General features: G+C 35.9%; 18 protein-coding genes. 7 read left to right on the plus strand and 11 right to left on the minus strand.

Annotation, left to right across the window (positions count from 1 at the left end):
- Positions 1–61 precede the first annotated feature (61 nt).
- The 3 genes from MKY80_RS06045 to MKY80_RS06055 all read left to right on the plus strand — a co-directional run bounded on the left by MKY80_RS06045 (position 62) and on the right by MKY80_RS06055 (position 2701).
- A complete protein-coding gene (locus MKY80_RS06045) occupies positions 62–1246 on the plus strand; it encodes a YbfB/YjiJ family MFS transporter (protein ID WP_342532348.1) in 1185 nt (394 codons plus the stop codon).
- 186 nt (positions 1247–1432) lie between these two features.
- The gene (locus tag MKY80_RS06050) at positions 1433–2173 is read left to right on the plus strand and encodes a class I SAM-dependent methyltransferase (protein ID WP_008174553.1); all 741 of its coding nucleotides are present in this window, start codon (positions 1433–1435) and stop codon (positions 2171–2173) included.
- A 12-nt stretch (positions 2174–2185) separates the two neighbouring features.
- Positions 2186–2701 carry a DUF6886 family protein gene (locus MKY80_RS06055; RefSeq protein WP_342532349.1) on the plus strand — a complete coding sequence of 172 codons (516 nt, stop codon included), beginning with the start codon at positions 2186–2188 and terminating at the stop codon, positions 2699–2701.
- A 51-nt stretch (positions 2702–2752) separates the two neighbouring features.
- Here MKY80_RS06055 and MKY80_RS06060 read toward each other — a convergent pair whose 3' ends face one another.
- Positions 2753–3235, minus strand: coding sequence for an 8-oxo-dGTP diphosphatase (locus tag MKY80_RS06060; protein ID WP_008174551.1), 483 nt, complete (start codon positions 3233–3235; stop codon positions 2753–2755).
- Between the two features lie 177 nt (positions 3236–3412).
- Here MKY80_RS06060 and MKY80_RS06065 point away from each other — a divergent pair, with 177 nt between their 5' ends.
- A complete protein-coding gene (locus MKY80_RS06065; protein ID WP_342532350.1) occupies positions 3413–3856 on the plus strand; it encodes a DUF523 domain-containing protein in 444 nt (147 codons plus the stop codon).
- A 62-nt stretch (positions 3857–3918) separates the two neighbouring features.
- On the opposite strand, the gene MKY80_RS06070 is transcribed toward MKY80_RS06065, so the two are convergent.
- Both MKY80_RS06070 and MKY80_RS06075 read right to left on the minus strand, forming a co-directional pair.
- Complete coding sequence (locus MKY80_RS06070) at positions 3919–6303, minus strand: FtsX-like permease family protein (RefSeq protein WP_342532351.1); 2385 nt, start codon at positions 6301–6303, stop codon at positions 3919–3921.
- A gap of 3 nt (positions 6304–6306) precedes the next feature.
- Complete coding sequence (locus MKY80_RS06075) at positions 6307–7065, minus strand: ABC transporter ATP-binding protein (RefSeq protein ID WP_089985443.1); 759 nt, start codon at positions 7063–7065, stop codon at positions 6307–6309.
- Between the two features lie 159 nt (positions 7066–7224).
- Here MKY80_RS06075 and MKY80_RS06080 point away from each other — a divergent pair, with 159 nt between their 5' ends.
- Entirely contained in the window at positions 7225–7983 is a 759-nt protein-coding gene (locus tag MKY80_RS06080) for a DUF4184 family protein (RefSeq protein ID WP_220388013.1), read from the plus strand.
- A gap of 13 nt (positions 7984–7996) precedes the next feature.
- Here MKY80_RS06080 and MKY80_RS06085 read toward each other — a convergent pair whose 3' ends face one another.
- From MKY80_RS06085 to MKY80_RS06110, 6 genes are all read right to left on the minus strand, one after another.
- The gene (locus MKY80_RS06085; RefSeq protein ID WP_089985446.1) at positions 7997–9439 is read right to left on the minus strand and encodes a HAMP domain-containing sensor histidine kinase; all 1443 of its coding nucleotides are present in this window, start codon (positions 9437–9439) and stop codon (positions 7997–7999) included.
- 9 nt (positions 9440–9448) lie between these two features.
- Positions 9449–10162, minus strand: coding sequence for a response regulator transcription factor (locus MKY80_RS06090; RefSeq protein WP_085961711.1), 714 nt, complete (start codon positions 10160–10162; stop codon positions 9449–9451).
- Positions 10163–10188: 26 nt separating this feature from the next.
- Complete coding sequence (locus tag MKY80_RS06095) at positions 10189–10890, minus strand: resistance to Congo red protein (RefSeq protein ID WP_043989765.1); 702 nt, start codon at positions 10888–10890, stop codon at positions 10189–10191.
- 18 nt (positions 10891–10908) lie between these two features.
- Positions 10909–11781, minus strand: coding sequence for an ABC transporter ATP-binding protein (locus MKY80_RS06100; protein WP_008174539.1), 873 nt, complete (start codon positions 11779–11781; stop codon positions 10909–10911).
- A 163-nt stretch (positions 11782–11944) separates the two neighbouring features.
- Positions 11945–12961, minus strand: coding sequence for an ABC transporter permease (locus tag MKY80_RS06105; RefSeq protein ID WP_342532352.1), 1017 nt, complete (start codon positions 12959–12961; stop codon positions 11945–11947).
- The gene (locus MKY80_RS06110) at positions 12958–13686 is read right to left on the minus strand and encodes an ABC transporter ATP-binding protein (protein WP_090001109.1); all 729 of its coding nucleotides are present in this window, start codon (positions 13684–13686) and stop codon (positions 12958–12960) included. Before MKY80_RS06110 ends, MKY80_RS06105 begins: the two co-directional genes overlap by 4 nt.
- Before the next feature lie 117 nt (positions 13687–13803).
- Between MKY80_RS06110 and MKY80_RS06115 the strand changes: the two genes are divergently transcribed.
- Complete coding sequence (locus MKY80_RS06115; RefSeq protein WP_342532353.1) at positions 13804–14400, plus strand: TetR/AcrR family transcriptional regulator; 597 nt, start codon at positions 13804–13806, stop codon at positions 14398–14400.
- Between the two features lie 164 nt (positions 14401–14564).
- Here the strand turns inward: MKY80_RS06115 and MKY80_RS06120 are convergent, their stop codons facing one another.
- Positions 14565–15464: a hypothetical protein gene (locus MKY80_RS06120; RefSeq protein ID WP_008174535.1), complete on the minus strand. Its 900-nt coding sequence runs from the start codon at positions 15462–15464 to the stop codon at positions 14565–14567.
- Positions 15465–15903: 439 nt separating this feature from the next.
- Entirely contained in the window at positions 15904–16245 is a 342-nt protein-coding gene (locus MKY80_RS06125; protein ID WP_342532354.1) for a hypothetical protein, read from the minus strand.
- A gap of 359 nt (positions 16246–16604) precedes the next feature.
- On the opposite strand from MKY80_RS06125, the gene MKY80_RS06130 reads away from it, so the two are divergent.
- Positions 16605–17693, plus strand: a complete 1089-nt coding sequence (locus MKY80_RS06130; protein ID WP_253734852.1) for an S-layer homology domain-containing protein — start codon at positions 16605–16607, stop codon at positions 17691–17693.
- Positions 17694–17708: the final 15 nt, after the last annotated feature.

Here is a 17708-nt window from a genome sequence, read left to right on the forward strand (position 1 = left end):
TTAGATTTATTAATTTTTGCTCGGTATCCTTTTAATTACAATAGGGGAAAGGGGGGACACTATGAATCGTCAACATATGGGGATTGTTTTCGGAGGAATTTTATTACTCGTCATCGCTATGGGCATTAGTCGATTTGCTTTTACGCCGATTCTACCGTTTATGCGACAGGATGTAGGATTTTCTTTAGAAGTTGCTGGGTTTTTAGCTTCAAGTAATTATATTGGCTATTTCATTGGTGCACTATGGGCGGGCTTTATTCATCGTCAGCGTAAACAAATTTTAATGGTAAGTGTTATTTTTAATGTCCTATCAGTTGGATTAATGGGCTTGATGGAGCTGTATAGTATATGGTTAATTCTTCGATTAATCGCTGGTATTACAGGTGGACTAATTTTTGTTTTAACGTCTAGTATTGTCATGGATTATTTGGCGAAACACTCACTATCCCGATGGTCGGGCTATGTATTTAGTGGTATAGGGCTAGGAATTGCCATTTCAGGCATATGCGTTCCTCTTATTGAAGCGAGACTTGCATGGCAAGGAACATGGTTAGGACTAGGCATACTATCAGTTGTTTTTTTACTGATTACTACTATTTTATGGAGAGGTTTAGAGATTCAAGATACGTTAAAAGTAGCGAATTCTTCTAATACGAAAATGACAAAGGGCTTTATGCCATGGCTTATTTTGTCATATGGACTTGAGGGACTAGGGTATATTATTACAGGTACTTTTTTAGTGGATATTATTCATAATATTCCTTCTCTCCAAGCGTACTCCTCGTATAGCTGGGTCATTGTAGGATTAGCGGCAATCCCATCGGCACCTGTTTGGACGATCTTATTAGAGAAGTTTTCAGCAATAAAAATTTTGTTTGTGGTATACATACTTCAAGTAATAGGCATCTTGTTACCTGTATTTTCACAAACTGTATGGAGTGTATTAGTAGCATCATTTTTATTCGGTCTAACCTTTGTAGGTATTGTGACACTGACTACATCCTATGCACGGCAACTTTTTCCTACACAAAGTGGATTTGTTGTATCATTACTAACAACGTTTTATGCGTTTGGACAAATAATTGGACCTATTGTCGCGGGTCAGCTGGTCAATATTTATAATAGCTATAAGGCAGCGCTAGTCTTTGCGGGTATAATCGTCTTTGTGGCATTACTAGTGATGTTAGTGGGCAGATGGCTGACCATAAAAAAAGAAGCTGTTGCTGAACATACCATTTCGATATAAAGCATAAAAGCCAGAAATCCTATATGGATTTCTGGCTTGAGTCATTTACTTAAAGAAGGCGTGCCTCTATCTACATGATATTAAAAAATTAAATAAAAGTCTATATATTTTTTTCTTTATATGGAAAAATAGACAAGTGCACATGGGACGTAACGTTACGATTTTACATTGAAATGAGGTATTTTTATGAATACAGAACAAGCCATTAAACGTTGGAATCAATATGCGGAAAGGTATACCGCTAATTATCATGAGTATGGTGATATCCATCGTGAAGTACTATTAAACCCCACTATATTTTCTCTACTGGGAGAGGTGGATGGAAAGCATCTATTAGATGCGGGGTGTGGCGAAGGATACTTAAGTAGATTACTAGTGAAACAAGGGGCTATCGTAACGGCTGTTGATTTTTCACAAAAAATGCTAGACATTGCTATGGAAAGAACACCACAGCAGTTGCCCGTTCAATTTTTTCATGGTAATTGTGAAAATTTAACGTTCTTAGCAGACAATCAATTTGATTGTATCGTTTCGAATATGGTACTTCAAGATTTAGAGGATTATCGTGCTACAATACGTGAGATGTATCGTCTTTTAAAGCCGAATAGCACTTTTGTTTTTTCAATATTGCATCCCTGCTTTGTCACGCCAAATAGTGGATGGATTAGACATGAGCAGCTGGATCAGCAGTATTGGAAGGTACAGCGTTACTTTTATGAAGGTGTTTATCAACAACTAGCTGCAGACCCACCTATTGTATTGTTTCATCGCACATTAACAAGCTATGTGGAAGCAATTACGGAAGCGGGCTTTCATATAGAAAAAATTATAGAGCCGAGACCGTCACAAGAGATGCTTGAAAAGTACCCTCAATTTGAGGAAGATTTGCATTGTGCTGATTTTATAGTGTTTAAACTGAAAAATTAAGGAGGAGAGACCGTGAGATTATTTCATGTTAGTGAAGACCCTACGATATCGATTTTTCATCCTCGTATACCTGAGCGACCAGATTTAGATGCAAGCAAAGGTCTTGTATGGGCGATCAACGAGAGCTGCCTGCCTAATTATTTAACTCCGAGAGATTGTCCGCGTGTTTGTTTTCATGCTGGGAGTAAAACGACAAATCAGGACAGACAGCATTATCTCACTACAGCGCCTCATGTAGTGGTTATCGAACGCAAATGGGTGGAGGTATTGAAAAGTACAAGATTATACTTATATGAGTTTGAGGGTAACGGATTTACGCTACAGGATGAAAATGCGGGCTATTCGGTTAGTGAAACGCCTCAAATTCCTATTGCGTTATTTGAAATCGATGATATATATAGTGCAATGTTAGAACGTAATGTCGAATTGAGAATAGTAGATAGCCTATGGGACATTCATGATGAAATTCAGCATACAACGTTACATTGGTCAATGTGTCGAATGCGCTGCGCCCAGCCAAGATATTAAGTAAACAAGCCTCGTCATGTATTTTTTACATAGACGAGGCTTAGTTATTTATTATACGTTAGATGTTTGTTCAATCGGTGTTGAAGAGATATTGACTAATTTTTTGTCTTGATAAGTAAAGATGTATTCGTAGTTCGTAGTTTCATTAAGCATTGTAGGCAAATAATACTTTAAATCTGCAATGCCTACATTTTCAGGGTGGAAAATCCAAGTAAGCTCCTTCCAATCAAGAATGCCCTCTGCAACCTTTATCGGTGTAACATATGTAAATGAATCAGGAATTTCTGCTATAAACGCATACATACAGCCATAATCAATGACCCCATCTGTCCATGTGATTTTACCTTTATAAGTAATATCCTCAACCGTAATACCTGTCTCTTCTTTAATTTCTCTTAGGGCACCAGCTAAAGGTGTTTCATTTTGTTCAATTTTTCCACCTACACCATTCCATGCGCCCATCCAAGTTGGATAGTCTCTATTAAGTAATAGGATGTGCTCACCCTTTTTTAAAAAACAAATCGTAAATTCCACGACAATCTACTCCTCCTTCTTTTCTTTATAAATTCCCTTTCCATTTCTAAGAAACTAGAACTGCTTTGATACGTATTGTATCAGAGAAAATACTAGGCCACTTAGTAATTTTTCAGAGACACATGTTAAAATGATGTTATTCATATAGACGATGATCGTAAAGGGGAGAGGAATAGAGTGATTTTAATAAGTGCTTGTTTAGCAGGATTAAATGTTCGTTATAACAGTACGAACTGTATAGATGACAGATTACAAAAGCTTGTGTTAGAGAAAAAGGCTATCACCGTTTGTCCTGAGCTCATGGGAGGATTTTCAACACCTCGTGAGCCTGCTGAAATAGTGGGAGGCAATGGAGACGATGTTCTTGATGGCAAAGCTACCGTTATTGAAAGGTCTGGCCGTGATGTCACAGAGCTATATATGAAGGGGGCGTATGCGACCTTACAGAAAGCGCTAGAGGTGGGAGCGACACAGGTCTTCTTAAAGGAAGATAGCCCGTCCTGTGGTAGTGCAGCGATTTATAATGGCGAGTTCAACGGTACTAAAATAGTCGGGGAAGGCGTAACCACTGCCTTACTTCGAAGAAATAATATTGTCGTGCTATCGGAAGAAGATATTTAATGAATTACGGTTCCTCCAAAAATCACTCCATGGAAATGGCCCCTAATTTGTAGGGGCCAAGCTTATTCCACAATTAATATTCGAGGTGAAGTCTTAGCTATAACTTTTGTAGAGACCCAGCCGCCAAAACAAGCTGCCATTACACTTACAAGGCTTATTCCGATACTCATCGGCCAGTTGATCACAAGCGGAAGTTCAAGTAAGCCGTATTCTAAAATAATGGAATGGAGAGCAAGTGGAATTAATTTTATACCGATAATAAATCCTCCGATTGCGCCGAAAATAGAAAGAATTAAAATACCGGATGTAATCGACCACCTAATATTTGGAGAGGTCATTCCAATGGATTTATAAATTCCATACGTACTACTTTCTTTTCTAACATTAATTCTCGATACACTAAAAATAATGATGCATGTTACGATGATAAATAAAAAGCCAACGATTGAAAGTGGGATAACTAATACGGCTGCAACTTCTTTAAAAACAGCATCTAGTAATACTTGTTGTGTGACTGCTGATATAGAGCTTTTAAAGTGAGCATTCAAATCCTCGACAATTTGAGGAGCGGATGTTACATCTAATAGATTCATCATACTAATTTCAGAAGCAGAATAGGTAGCGTTATAAACTTTAATAACATCTGCTGAAATTCTCGCTGAGTTGGACATATTTGCTATAGATTGATAGATTCCTGTAATGATCAGAAAGTGCTGCTTCCCCTCAATGTAAACTTCTACAATATCTCCAATATTTTTATTTAAAGACCGCGCGACATTAATGCCGATAGCTATCTCATTTTTACTGACAGGATTACGTCCAAACATGGTTTCATAGCCAACGGCATCAAAGCTACCCTCAATGACATTGACACTGATATTTAATGGCGAATTGTTGTCGTTAGGAAGTACTCCCGTTAATTGATCTAGCCATGCATAATCTTTAATACGTTCATCTTCCAGTAAAAAATCTTCAAATTGTTGTTTTGAAAATGTCTCTTTATTAAATACGGTTACTACTACATGTGATGCATCATACCCCCACGAGGGTGAAGTCTCTTTGATGGAGATAAAACTATTCAATATGACCACACTAAAGACGAGTATGGCAGATGTTATAGAGGTAAGCGCTATAATTAGTATGGAACTTTTTAAATTTTTTGTTATGCTTTTCAGTCCAATTTGAAGTTGAATAGGTAGATTAGATAAACGAAATAGTCTACTCGAGCTGCTTCTACGACGATTTATTTTACTATTTGCACTTTCCGACATACCATATTTGATTGCTTGGACAGGTTCCACCTTGCGTGCCTTGTTCGAGTAGAAAAAGGCGGTGAGTAGCACAATCCCAAATAGGATGAGGGCAATTAGCACGGTTAGTCGAGTATCTTGGTGAATGGCTAAATGATTTCCTGCTTTAAGGTAGGATAAGGAGCTTTCTATAATGATTCTGGAAAGAAATTTACTTACGATGAGTCCAGGTATGATCGAGAAAGCAGATAACAAGCCAAATTGTAATACGTAAGTAGCACTTATCTGTAGAGACGATAGACCGAGAGATTTCATAACGCCTATTGTTCTGTAGTTCGCTAAAATGGCGTCGGAAATGCTAAAACCAATGATAAATAAAGATACCAGAAGCATAGCTATACCAAAGGCAATCATGATAAAACCAATGATTTTATTAATAATTAAATAAAAAGAAGCTATTTCTTCATATTCCATTTTAGATTCGAGATAAGGTCCTTGCAGATAGTTTTCAAAATCACGCCAATAGCTAGAGCTTTGCTGATAATCGTCAAAGCGTAGTGCCATCATGTATTGTTCAGTACCGATCATGGATGCTAAATGCAACTGATAGTCAATATTGTTCATCCAAATACGAGCGTTTGTTGTAAAAGGACCACCATAGGGCATATCTACTACAACACCTGAAACCATTAAGCTAAACGTTCTCTCACCTGTATTAAATTCAATTGCATCGCCAAGTGAAATGTGAGCACTTGATGCCAATGAGGTAGGAATCCATATGGTCCCTTTAGGTGGAGATGTTTGCTTTTCTCCCTCAGAAAATAATAATTGATCGATCATTGAAGGCATTTTTTGCGTATCCATCATAAATAAATAGAGATTGGGCATTTCTTTCCCATCGAAGGTAATTCCAGATAAATTTCTATAGGGTATTAAGTCGGAGGAAGTTACCCCTTGCTGCTCCTGCCACCAATCGTTTACGGCAAAAGGGTTATGAACATCATCACCCATTGTTAAAATTTGATGGGCACCATTTGAATCAAAATGGGCTTTTTCAAAAATATTGTTCGTATTTATTAGTATGGTTACAGAAGTAGCGAGTAAAAGCGTTGATAGGAAAATAAGGACAACCATCAGACTATTTTGCAATTTTCTTTTTCTTAAATGGGAGGAACAAAGAGTGACAATTGCGTACATCGACTACTCCTTTCCAGCAACATAAGAAAAGATAATATGTTCTCGCTCTTGTATATTAAGATGATCATATTTTTCGAAGTTTAATACCCCATCTATTTTTCCATCTTGAATGATAATAAGACGATTTGCACGACAAGCTGCCTTTATATCATGGGTTATCATAACAACAGATTGCCCTTTTCTATTTAAATTAGTTAAGATATCTAATACGGCTACCCCTTGATCGTAATTTAAACTACCAGTTGGTTCATCCGCAAAAAGCACTTCAGGATTATTAACCAATGCTCTAGCTATTGCAGCTCTTTGTTGCTGACCACCTGATGTTTGAGAAGGTAAACGATTTCGTTGCTTATCAAGACCCATTAAATGTAGTAGCTGTTCTGCTTTTTGGATAATTACTTTTTTATTAGTTTTGGCGATGTATCCAGGAAGGGCGATATTTTCTAGCAGCGTCAAATCAGGGATGAGATTGCTATTTTGATAGATATAACCAACCTTCTGTGAGCGAAAGGACGCTAGCTTTCTTTCTGAAAAGGTATCTAGCTTATCCCCTTGAAAGTAAATTTCACCTGCCGTAATCGTATCCAGTCCACTTAAAAGATAAAGAAGCGTTGACTTACCAGAACCAGAATTCCCCATAATAACAGTGAAATCCCCCTTATAAATATCAATATTCATATTTTTAATGGCATGGAATTGTTCGCTACCCGTTGAAAAGGTTTTACATACATTTTGGGCTCGTATCAGTACTTCTTTTTCCATAGTAAGGCCTCCTTTTGATTTATTTTCTTTAGTGTAATATGTAATTATTAGTAGGTCCTTATGAAATTATTAATAAATTCTTACAGTCAAAGTAACCTTTTGAACAAAAAAACGTTGTAGTAAACGATTTGAAAGATGTCATAAAAGGAGATGGAAGTTATGCCATTAACATTTGCTCATCCAGCAGCAGTCCTACCTTTTTCTCGAAAAAGTAAATATATTCATTTTTCTGCCTTGGTATTAGGTAGCATGGCTCCAGATTTCGAATACTTTTTAAGGGGACGCCCAATAGGGGAGATTGGTCATACATTTGCAGGGTTCTTTTTATTCAATCTTCCACTCGTACTAATAATCTACTTGATTTATCATCGGTTTATCCATCAACCAATCATGAGCCATTTACCAGAATTTTTACAGGATTTTAATAGCTATCAAATTTCAGGGACTAAAACATGGAAAATCATTGTTTTTAGTTATTCAGCATTATTAGGTATGCTAACCCATGTCATATGGGATTCATTTACACATCAAAATGGGTATATGGTGACCAATCTTCGTTTTCTTTCTCAAACATTTACTTTATTTGGATTTCATATCCCCATTTATAAGTTTTTACAGCACGGAAGTACATTGTTAGGCATTACGCTTATTTTTGGATATATGTATTACAGGGCATCTTTGATCAAACATAATAAAGTGCCGGCGGTATCTCCTCAGAAAAAAATAGTTTTTTGGAGTGCGCTAGCTTTCTTAACGTTTGTTTGTGTATGTCTTTGGCAGTGGATCAATGGCATTCCGTTAAGCAGCTACGGGGTATGGGTTGTCCGTATCATCGATTCATTTTTTTGTAGTGTACTGACCCTTTCCATCTGTTTAGCATATCGGAAAAGAACGATGAACGATAAAAAGACTACCTAAAATGGGAGTCTTTTTACGAGATAGGGAGTGTAAGTGTAAAGGTAGTGCCTTCCTTGTGCTTGCTATGAAATGAAATTGAACCATAGTGTTCCTCCATAATATGCTGACAAATGGATAGGCCAAGCCCCGCTCCTTCGTTTTTAATAGCAGATTCTCTTTCGGCCTGATGACCTCTAAAGTAACGTTCAAAAATAAAGGGCATATCTTCGGGAAGCATCCCATTGCCATTATCTATTACTTGGATATAAAGTGTTTGATCTTCAATATAAGTAGTAATAGTTATGGTATCTCCATTGGAGGTATGCTTTAATGCATTGGTAACAAGGTTGGATATAACCTGCTCTAGCCGTCCCTCATCTACTTGAATAAGGACATTAGGAATCATTGCAGGTTTGATAAAATGAATATTGGTTGTTTGGACATAATAGTGAATCGGCTGCAAAATGTTTGTAAGGACGTCTCGGCTATATTGTTCTTTTAAATGGATGGGGATGTGGCCGAGTTCCTTTAATGTATGAATAAATAAATCATCAATGAGTCTCGACATTTTTTCCGTATTTATCTGCATGATATGAATGTAGGACATAAGTGAATCTTCATCTCGACAAACGCCCTCAGATATAGCGTCCAAATAAGCTTTTATAGTAGTTAGAGGTGTTTTCACATCATGAGAGATATTCGAAATGAGCTTTTTTTGATGTTGCTCCTGTTCATTTCGTTGGATGACTAATTGTTTAATCTCTAATCGCATTTGGTCAAATACGGCATACAATTCACCAAGCTCATCCAATTTCGGATAGCTACTCATTTGTTCGTAATTCCCTTTGACAATTTCCTCGGTGTTTTTTTTCAGCTCATGTAATGGTGTTAAAATGTCTTTCTGTACTTTCCTATTCATATATAGGGCGAAGCATATAATAAAGAAGCTCAGAGCGCCCATCATGACTACTAAAAATAAGTAGTTTGAATTTGGTTGTTTGGATGGAAATAGACTATCTTTGTTTAGGGTAAAAATAGCATTTCCTATTTGTTCATGACTCTCATCATTAACAATAGGAAAAGCAATATTTATTTTTCCCGGTTCTTGTTGTGATGTAAATAAATCATAATGTATATCATTTTTAATTTGAATCGTAGATGTAAGGTCATTCTCTTTTGTATGGAATATTACTTTGCCATCTAGGTGAAGTACGGTCATATCAATTTCTTGGTCATCGCTCATTTGTTGCAGCATACTACGTATCTCGGAATCTCGTTCTAGAATTGAAAGATGATCTTCTATGTACAATAATAACTGGTTCACGGATAATCGAATTTGATTGATGACATATTGATCCTCTGATACTTCTTGAGATTTGTTGGTAGCAAAGAATAGAATAAGAGTTCCTATAAACAATAGTCCAACACAGATGATAAGCGTCCATATCCATTTGTTGATCCATTTTTTTAAGTACATTTGAGTCTCCTATACGTGATTGGATGTACTGAATTTATAACCAACTCCCCAAACGGTTTGAAGATAAACAGGATGAGAAGGATTGATTTCAATTTTTTCTCGAATCCGTCTAATGTAGACTGTAATTGTATTTTCGTCTCCATAGGTGTCATAACCCCAAACTGCATCAAGCAACTGACTTTTGGAGAAGACTTGATTTCTATTTTTAGCTAGAAAAAATAGTAACTCGAACTCTTTTGCTGACAGGGGAATAGGCTTGTTATCGCGCAAAAAAAGATATTCCTGCTTATTAATAATGATATTATCAATGTGAAGGACATCCTTCTGAACGTCATGATCTTGAAGCCATCTATCCTGCCTTCGTAAATGGGCATTAATTCTTGCCACTAGTTCACTTAGTGAAAATGGTTTAGTCATATAATCATCCGCACCAAATCCTAGCCCCAATACTTTATCGGTATCACTCCCTCTAGCACTTAAAATGAGTATTGCCACATTACTATGTTCACGGATCTTACGGCATATTTCGATCCCATCACAATCGGGTAGAGAAAGATCAAGGATCACGAAATCTGGAGCGGATTCTTGCAAATAAAGGATAGCTTCATGGCCAGTTCTTACAATATGTGAATCGAACTGATGAACGCTTAAGTAATCCTTTATAATATTGGCAATATCATTTTCGTCCTCCACAATTAGAACGTTGATGTTCTTCATTAAAATGATCTCTCCTTAATTTAATGTCTAAATCATTTTCTTCTCCGATTAACGAGGAAGAAAAATAAAGTAATGATAAGGAATGCGTAAATGATTATCCAAGCAAAATGCCAGTAAAATACGTTAGGGACTACTTCTATTTGATCGCCAATGCTCATTATTTCTAGTGAAAAATGAACAGGCGGTAGTAGCCACAGGAGACCAGCTTGGATATTGTTTTTTAAAGTAGCGATAACGACAGAAATAATTAGGATACTTATGACACCCCACCAAGTATTTTGCCTATTGTTCACAATCTCTCTTGTGAACAAGGCAGTGAGTGCAATAGCAAGAATCGATAAACTAAAATGAGACAAGAAACCTAATCCTATATGTAATGGTGTTGGTTTTTCGAAAAACGCATCAATGAGAATAGGATAGAAGACTGAAACACAACTTAAGCTAAAAGCAATTAAACCACAAATAATGAAAACTCCAATATTGTAATGTGTTGGACTTTTGGCATGAAGAGTAGTAATCAACTTTTGCCCCTCATCCTCAGCATGAAATAATGTAACAGTAAACCAGCCCATTAAAAAGAACAGAATAAGCGATGTAAATGAATAGCTATCTAATATTGGATTAGGCACAAACGTATAGTTAACGACAAGACAGAGGATGAATATTGTAAAAGGTGGAACGTATTGATAGGTTCTTAAATAATTAATAAATTGATAGCGCAATAAACTGCTCATCTTTTTCGATACCTCCTATTAAAAATGAGAAGAAAATTGTTCTTTTTTGTGATGGCCATTAGCTAAATATTTAATAGAGGCATTTTTTTGTAGTAGTTTTAGCAAAATTTGATCTGAATCCTTTGCCTGCACTATCGATACGATTTCATAATGACCATTCGCTAAAGGTTGTTTTTGTTGAATTTCCATCAAAGGTACAATTTCATCGAGTAATGCTAGGCTTGCAATATCAAATATTAGTCGATATACAGGCTGGCTATTCAAATCCTTTGCTTGAATGAGTTGATTTTCTTGAATAAGTAAAACTGAATCGACAAGACTTTCGAGTAATTTCGTTTCATGGCAAGTTAGGATGATGCTTAGTCCTTTATCTCTTACTGTGGCCAATATTTGTTCGAAATCATTTTGTGCTTTGGCATCAAGCCCCGATAATGGCTCATCCATTATTAGTAAATCTGTTTCTTCTAGCATTGCCTGCATGATCATCACCTTTTGCCTCATTCCTTTTGAGAAGTGGACGATCCTTGTATTTTGAGACTCTTTTAATTGAAACATCTCAAGCAATTCATCTATTTTCTGCAAAAGACGCTTTTTAGGCATACCCCGAATCCGCCCCATATGATAAAGATATTCTTGCGGGGTAAATAAAATATGGGAAGGGGTGACTTCTGGGACATAACCGACTTTTAGCGAAGTTTTATGCGCCACAATTTTACCGCTGTCTGGTTTAATGAAAGCCGCAATAATTTTGAGTAAAGTGCTTTTTCCAGATCCATTTTTTCCGACAAGCGCAATAATTTCTTTGGCTGCAATCGAAAACGATGCATGCTCTAAAACTGTTTTCCCATTAAATTGTTTACTAACGTTTTGTACTTCCAAAATAGTAGCCATCTTCACTCACCTTTATTCTTTAGATAAATCTCGACTATAAAATTATTATAAAGAAATTTGGTCTTTCACTTCAATGAAATTGGATAAATTCCCTATATTTAGATATTATCATACCCGCAATAAAAAAAGTTCTGCCGAATGGAGCAGAACTTTTAACGTTTTATTATAACGAGCGATATTTTTTTAAACTAATAATATTTAAAGTGATGAAAACAATGGCGAAACAAGCAAGTATGCTGAGATTCAGGATAATATCCAGGAAGGCATACCCTTTATACATAACGCCATTCAATGCGTCTGCTGCATAGTAAAGGGGCATGATTCTGCCGATACTTTGAAGCCATTCAGCCATACTATCAAGTGGGAAAATGCCCGAAAAGAATACTTGTGGAACAATAATTAATGGTATAAATTGCATCATTTGAAATTCGGAAGCGGCAAAGCTTGATAATAGCGCACCCAATGATAAGGACACAAGAGCGACTACCATATTAATGAGTAAAACAAGCCAGATAGAGCCTACATGAACAATATCTAGTACATAAATACCAAACAACACGATAATAATCGTTTGTAGAAAGGCAAATAGACCATAGCCGACCATATAACCTACTACAATTTCTGAACGTTTAATCGGTGTGGCGAGTAAACGTTCCAATGTTCCAGAGGTGCGTTCCTTTAACAGGGCAATGCCAGTAATTAAAAAGACAAAGAAAAAGACAAAGAAGCCAATGAGCATGGGACTAAAAATATCGAAAATGGCAGTATCTTCATCACCATACACATAGTCTGTTTTCAAGCTCCTCATTGCGGCTTGTGATGGCTGTAAAATTTGTGCAAGCTGCATGGTTAAAGCTTTTGACTGGGAAGGATCATCATTTAATAAAGTTAATTTACTACTATTTGGCTCTATTTCTAGCCATCCGTCATACTCTTTATCCTGCAGTTGTTTTTTCGTAAAATGATCGTCTACAACAATCGAAAAATCCGCATTTTTAAGTTTCTCTATTAATGGCGCGGGGGCATCGGAGACAACTAGTGTGATCGTCGCTTCGTTACTATTAAAAATAAAGTACATTAATGACAGTACGAGCAGTGGGGCAAAGAACAATAATGCAAGTGTCCGTTTATCTCGTTTCATCTGTTGGATGATTCTTGTTACAATTGCACCCATTCTCATAATACGTCTCCTCCAGCCATTAAAAATACTTCATCAAAATCCTTTGCTTGGTAATGATCCTTTAATGCTTGGGGTGTACCTTGTGCAATAATTCGACCATTTCTTAACATAGCTAATTGATCACATCTTTCTGCCTCATCCATTGCATGAGTCGTTACTAAAATCGTTTTCTGTTCTTGATCTTTTAAACGAATGAGCTCTTGCCAAATTTCTTTTTTGAGGACAGGATCAATTCCTACTGTTGGTTCATCTAAAATCAATAGCTTAGGATCTTGAATAAGGGCAATCGCTAACGATAATCTTCTTTTCATTCCGCCTGAATAATTCCCCACTTTACGTTGTAAATCATCGGTAAGACGGACAAGATTGCCAGCATAGGCAACACGCTCCATTCTTTCGGCTTTCGATAAGGGATAAAGCTTAGCGAAGAAATGTAAATTTTCCTCCCCCGTTAAATCTGTATAAAGAGCATCTGATTGTGCCATATAGCCGATATCTTTCAATAATTGTTGGTGGGGTACAACCAAATTTAATACTTCAACAGTGCCGTTATCAGGTTTCAGCATGCCCATTATCATTTTAATTAACGTTGTTTTACCACAGCCTGATGGACCCAGTAAACCCATTAATTGCCCTTTTGGAATCGTTAAAGAAAGGGGGGCAATAACCTGCTTATGTTGGAAACTTTTTTCAAGGTCTTTTATTAAGATCGCATGGTCGACCATACAAATTTCACTCCTTCACTGAACACAATGTTGATTTGATAAAAATTTTAAGGTAGCATGTGAGCAAATACAATAAACAGTTTGCCAGTATGTGTTAAGTATATGGAGGGAAGTACATTGTCCGTACATGACAAGATGAATTTTGAAACAAAACAAGCCATTAAATCGGCATTGATCCAGCAAGTAGAGGAGGTGGGCTTTGAACGTGTGACAGTAAAAAATTTAGCACTAACAGCCCAAATTAATCGAGGAACCTTTTACTTGCATTACTCAGATAAATATAAAGTAATGGAAGATTTGCAGCAGGAACTGTTGATGGAATTAGAACGCTATGTGAAGCATGTACAACCAGTAGATGCTTTTCAAACATTGAAAATGGGACAACTCTATCAACCGTTCATCAAGGTTATCACCTGCATAAAAGAGCATGCACCCGCCTATCGTATGTTATTAGGTGAACAGGGAAGACCTAGCTTTACACAAAAGATGAAAACCATATTTGGCAATCATATTTTGGACAGATTATCGGTAGTTCGCGAGGAAGTGAAGGACCCGGAATTCCAGCAATACTTACAAGCCTTTATAGCATCTGCCATTTTAGGAGTGATTCAAGAATGGTTGGAAAAGGGCAATGACAATTTAACGGTAGAAGAAATGGTCACGATGCATTTTCGGTTAATGCGATTTTTAGGGAATGTAGTAGCTAGCAGTTAAACACAAAAATCTACATAACGTAGAATGGGCCATGTAGATTTTTGCTCCTTATAAAAACTAGAATAACGCTAAGTATGCGAAATAGAACAATGGGAAAATGAAAAAGAACATGATTGGCATCATTCACATCGCCTACCTCATGTTCTAATTAAGCGTATTCAAATTTATTTTCCATAATAATCATTTAATGCAACTTCCAAGCGTTCTTCTAAGTGTGTAGAAATATAATTTAAAACGAATTGCTCTTTTTCCATTTCAATTTGAGAGGATCTGAACATCCTTTTGAAAAAACTAACTTGATTATTCATTGAAAATTGCTGTAATGCTTCTGTACGTAAGGTAGAAACGATTTCATTTTCGATATGACGCTCTCTAATTTTCTGTACAATTTCCTTGACACCATTTTCTTGTAGCTCGGTAATCTGTTGTTGGAGATTTTCATTTTCCTGTTTTAATTCCGAGGTTTCCTTTTGAATTTCCTCAAACTGAAGGGCCGAATCGGAGGATAATCGTTGAATGTTCTCGGCAAGAAATTCCTGATTAATGTTAACTTGTAATGTTCCATGCTTCTCATCCGGCAAAATCTGAAAGAGCCCTGTTTGAATCATTTGCTGTAGGACATTCCCAAGAACATCAATTTTATTGGATAAATCCCCGGAGTCCATAGTCGTTGCCGTAATTTGATGCCTCAACAGCTGACCATTATCATCAATACCAAGCAATAATTTTATACCCTTCACACGATATTCATCCTTTAATAATAAAATCATTCTTAGCCTTAATATAGCTGGTAAGTCTAAACGGATATTTCCATGCTCATTCGGTGTAGCATTGTCGAAAATGTACTGCTCAAACGGCTTTAAATAGTAGCGAAGCATGGCATCTGTAATATCGAACCAGCCAGCGATTTCTGCTATTGTATAGTGATTAGTTTCATCGATGTTCGTTAAATAATCATCATTGTAGAGGCTCTCCTCTAAAGGCGTATGCTGTAGCGCAACAAACAATGGGTCATCTTGCACAATTCCAAGTACCATCTCTTTTGCATCATTTACTTTAAGCATCCTTTCACACCCCACTTTATTTTTCCCATAACAAAATGTTCCCTATATAGGTTTCTATTCGATTGGTAGCAATTGTATGCCTAATTTGTGTAGGAAATAATCATTAGAACAATGTACCTTTTAACCTTTTATGACTCTTTCGAAAAAAAATAATTTGTCCTAAGAGGAGATGTGTGGAGTTATTGGGAGAGGGGACTTATTGGATGGTTACCATCCAGCTTTATTAGATGAAACTGGTTTGAAAGTATTCGCTATGTTTTAAATAGATAGAGGATTGGCAAGGTATGAATTGAAGCTACAAGGAAGTTGAAAAATGATTCAACCCAATATTTCAAAGGCTATAAAAAGTTCAAAGTAAAGTCATACACAAATTAACAATAATTAAGATAGATCGTAGTGGAGCGAGTATTTGGGAAATTGATAAAGGGCTTAATTGCCCCTAAGCATCAATGGTTTCAATAAAAAACTTAGTTACCTCAGTTTTTTCAACATTTGTTTTAGCTTCGCAAAATAGTACTATTGCACTTTCCTCATCGTCAAACCATAAATACCTTACTTCTGTACCAAAGCCGCTTTTATCATTATATTCGTATACATCTATGACCATCTCTTCATCACTTTTCGGTAAGGTAAGGGTACCTTGCATTTGAAAAACTTCGTGTAAAAACTCTGCAGTCTCATCATTAATCTTATTCTCCTCTTTAAGTTTATCGTAGCGAAGATTTACTAGATCAACGAGTGTTTCTTTAGTTAATTGCACTATTTTTTCTTCTAATGTCATGGATAATCATCTCCTAAACTATGAAATAATTAACTAATAGTATACCATGATTTAATTAACTAAACTGACAGTGAGCGAGTTAAAATCTTGATTTTTGAGAAAAAACATCGACACTCTTTTTAGGAAAGAAACATTTAGCGTATATCCGTTCACTTCATTACGACAGTATATATAAAGATAGAAAAGATAGATGACCATTAGTAAATTGAGAATATCAATATTGCACATGAATGAATTGGTGGTCACTAATTACCTAGAGAAAGTATTGAAGAAACTAGTATTTTATCCCTGTTAATTTTGTTGAAATATAGTCAAAACCTCTCTTTTTATGTATATTATTGGTTATGGAGGGAATTATAATGAAGAAAATAACGATTTTATCATTTTTATTTTTATTGAGCTTTTTTGCAATTTTTGCTAATAGTGCAAGTGCGGAATCTGTTTTTAAAGATGTTGAAGAAACCAATCCTAATTACAATGACTTAAAATTTTTATATGATAAAGATTTATTATCTGATTCTGTTGTAGGTAAGAAACAAACTTTTGGCAAAGATAGGAAAGCAACACGAGGTGATGCTGTGACTATGATAGGAAAAACAATGGGCTATAAAATGTACACTACATATACTCCATATAAGGATGTAGATTATGATGAAGTATTTAGTGGACACGTTTTAGAATTATCTAAGTTAGGGATTATAAATGGTTATTCTGATGGCACATTCAAGCCTGATGGCAGTCTTACGCGAGGACATCTTGCTTTATTCATTGTTAGAGCATTCGGTAAATATTTGCCTGAGGGTAATCAAGAGTTCAGAGATGTTCCAAAATCAAATGATGCTTACAAAGCTGTAAAAAAATTAGTTGGAGCAGGGATTACAACAGGTTATGGTAATGGAACATTTAAGCCCAATGAACCTTTAACGAAAATGCATTTACATGTGTTTATGGCAAGATTAGTTAAATACTTAGAAGAGCAAAACATAAAAGTACCTTTGAATGATCCTTTGATTGAGAGTACTGAAAGATATAAACCGATTAATGATGCTAAGATAAAATTAGGTTTATCTAAGTCAGAAGTATATGAGTTAATTAAACATCGTATGACTAATAAACAAACTGATAGGTGGTATTCTACAAATGTTGGTAGGAATGGTTTAGATGGGAAAACTACTTATGGGTTTTTTGATGGAAAACTTGAAAGTATTACGAATATATATAATTGGAAATCACAAGTGAAAGCATCCAATTCAATTAGAAATATACATGAGATATATTTAGAAGAATATAAGAAAGAATTTGGTGAAAACTATAAAACAAATATAGAAGATGATTTAATTATGACATTTTGGGATAAATCGACTTTCACAATAAAACTAAACACACATATATTAGATGGAAAAATAGATGTAGTCTCACATATTTCTACTGATCCTATACCCTTCTAGTGCAATAAGTGCCTT

Origin of the sequence: Lysinibacillus sp. FSL R5-0849, assembly GCF_038595075.1 — a bacterium.
Classification (GTDB): domain Bacteria; phylum Bacillota; class Bacilli; order Bacillales_A; family Planococcaceae; genus Lysinibacillus; species Lysinibacillus fusiformis.

What these genes read in the sequence shown, in the direction of transcription:
- MKY80_RS06045 (WP_342532348.1), top strand. Translation starts at nt 62, where the DNA reads ATGAATCGTCAACATATGGGGATTGTTTTCGGAGGAATTTTATTACTC.
- MKY80_RS06050 (WP_008174553.1), top strand. Translation starts at nt 1,433, where the DNA reads ATGAATACAGAACAAGCCATTAAACGTTGGAATCAATATGCGGAAAGG.
- MKY80_RS06070 (WP_342532351.1), bottom strand. Translation starts at nt 6,303, where the DNA reads ATGTACGCAATTGTCACTCTTTGTTCCTCCCATTTAAGAAAAAGAAAA.
- MKY80_RS06075 (WP_089985443.1), bottom strand. Translation starts at nt 7,065, where the DNA reads ATGGAAAAAGAAGTACTGATACGAGCCCAAAATGTATGTAAAACCTTT.
- MKY80_RS06080 (WP_220388013.1), top strand. Translation starts at nt 7,225, where the DNA reads ATGCCATTAACATTTGCTCATCCAGCAGCAGTCCTACCTTTTTCTCGA.
- MKY80_RS06085 (WP_089985446.1), bottom strand. Translation starts at nt 9,439, where the DNA reads ATGTACTTAAAAAAATGGATCAACAAATGGATATGGACGCTTATCATC.
- MKY80_RS06095 (WP_043989765.1), bottom strand. Translation starts at nt 10,890, where the DNA reads ATGAGCAGTTTATTGCGCTATCAATTTATTAATTATTTAAGAACCTAT.
- MKY80_RS06100 (WP_008174539.1), bottom strand. Translation starts at nt 11,781, where the DNA reads ATGGCTACTATTTTGGAAGTACAAAACGTTAGTAAACAATTTAATGGG.
- MKY80_RS06105 (WP_342532352.1), bottom strand. Translation starts at nt 12,961, where the DNA reads ATGAGAATGGGTGCAATTGTAACAAGAATCATCCAACAGATGAAACGA.
- MKY80_RS06110 (WP_090001109.1), bottom strand. Translation starts at nt 13,686, where the DNA reads ATGGTCGACCATGCGATCTTAATAAAAGACCTTGAAAAAAGTTTCCAA.
- MKY80_RS06120 (WP_008174535.1), bottom strand. Translation starts at nt 15,464, where the DNA reads ATGCTTAAAGTAAATGATGCAAAAGAGATGGTACTTGGAATTGTGCAA.
- MKY80_RS06125 (WP_342532354.1), bottom strand. Translation starts at nt 16,245, where the DNA reads ATGACATTAGAAGAAAAAATAGTGCAATTAACTAAAGAAACACTCGTT.
- MKY80_RS06130 (WP_253734852.1), top strand. Translation starts at nt 16,605, where the DNA reads ATGAAGAAAATAACGATTTTATCATTTTTATTTTTATTGAGCTTTTTT.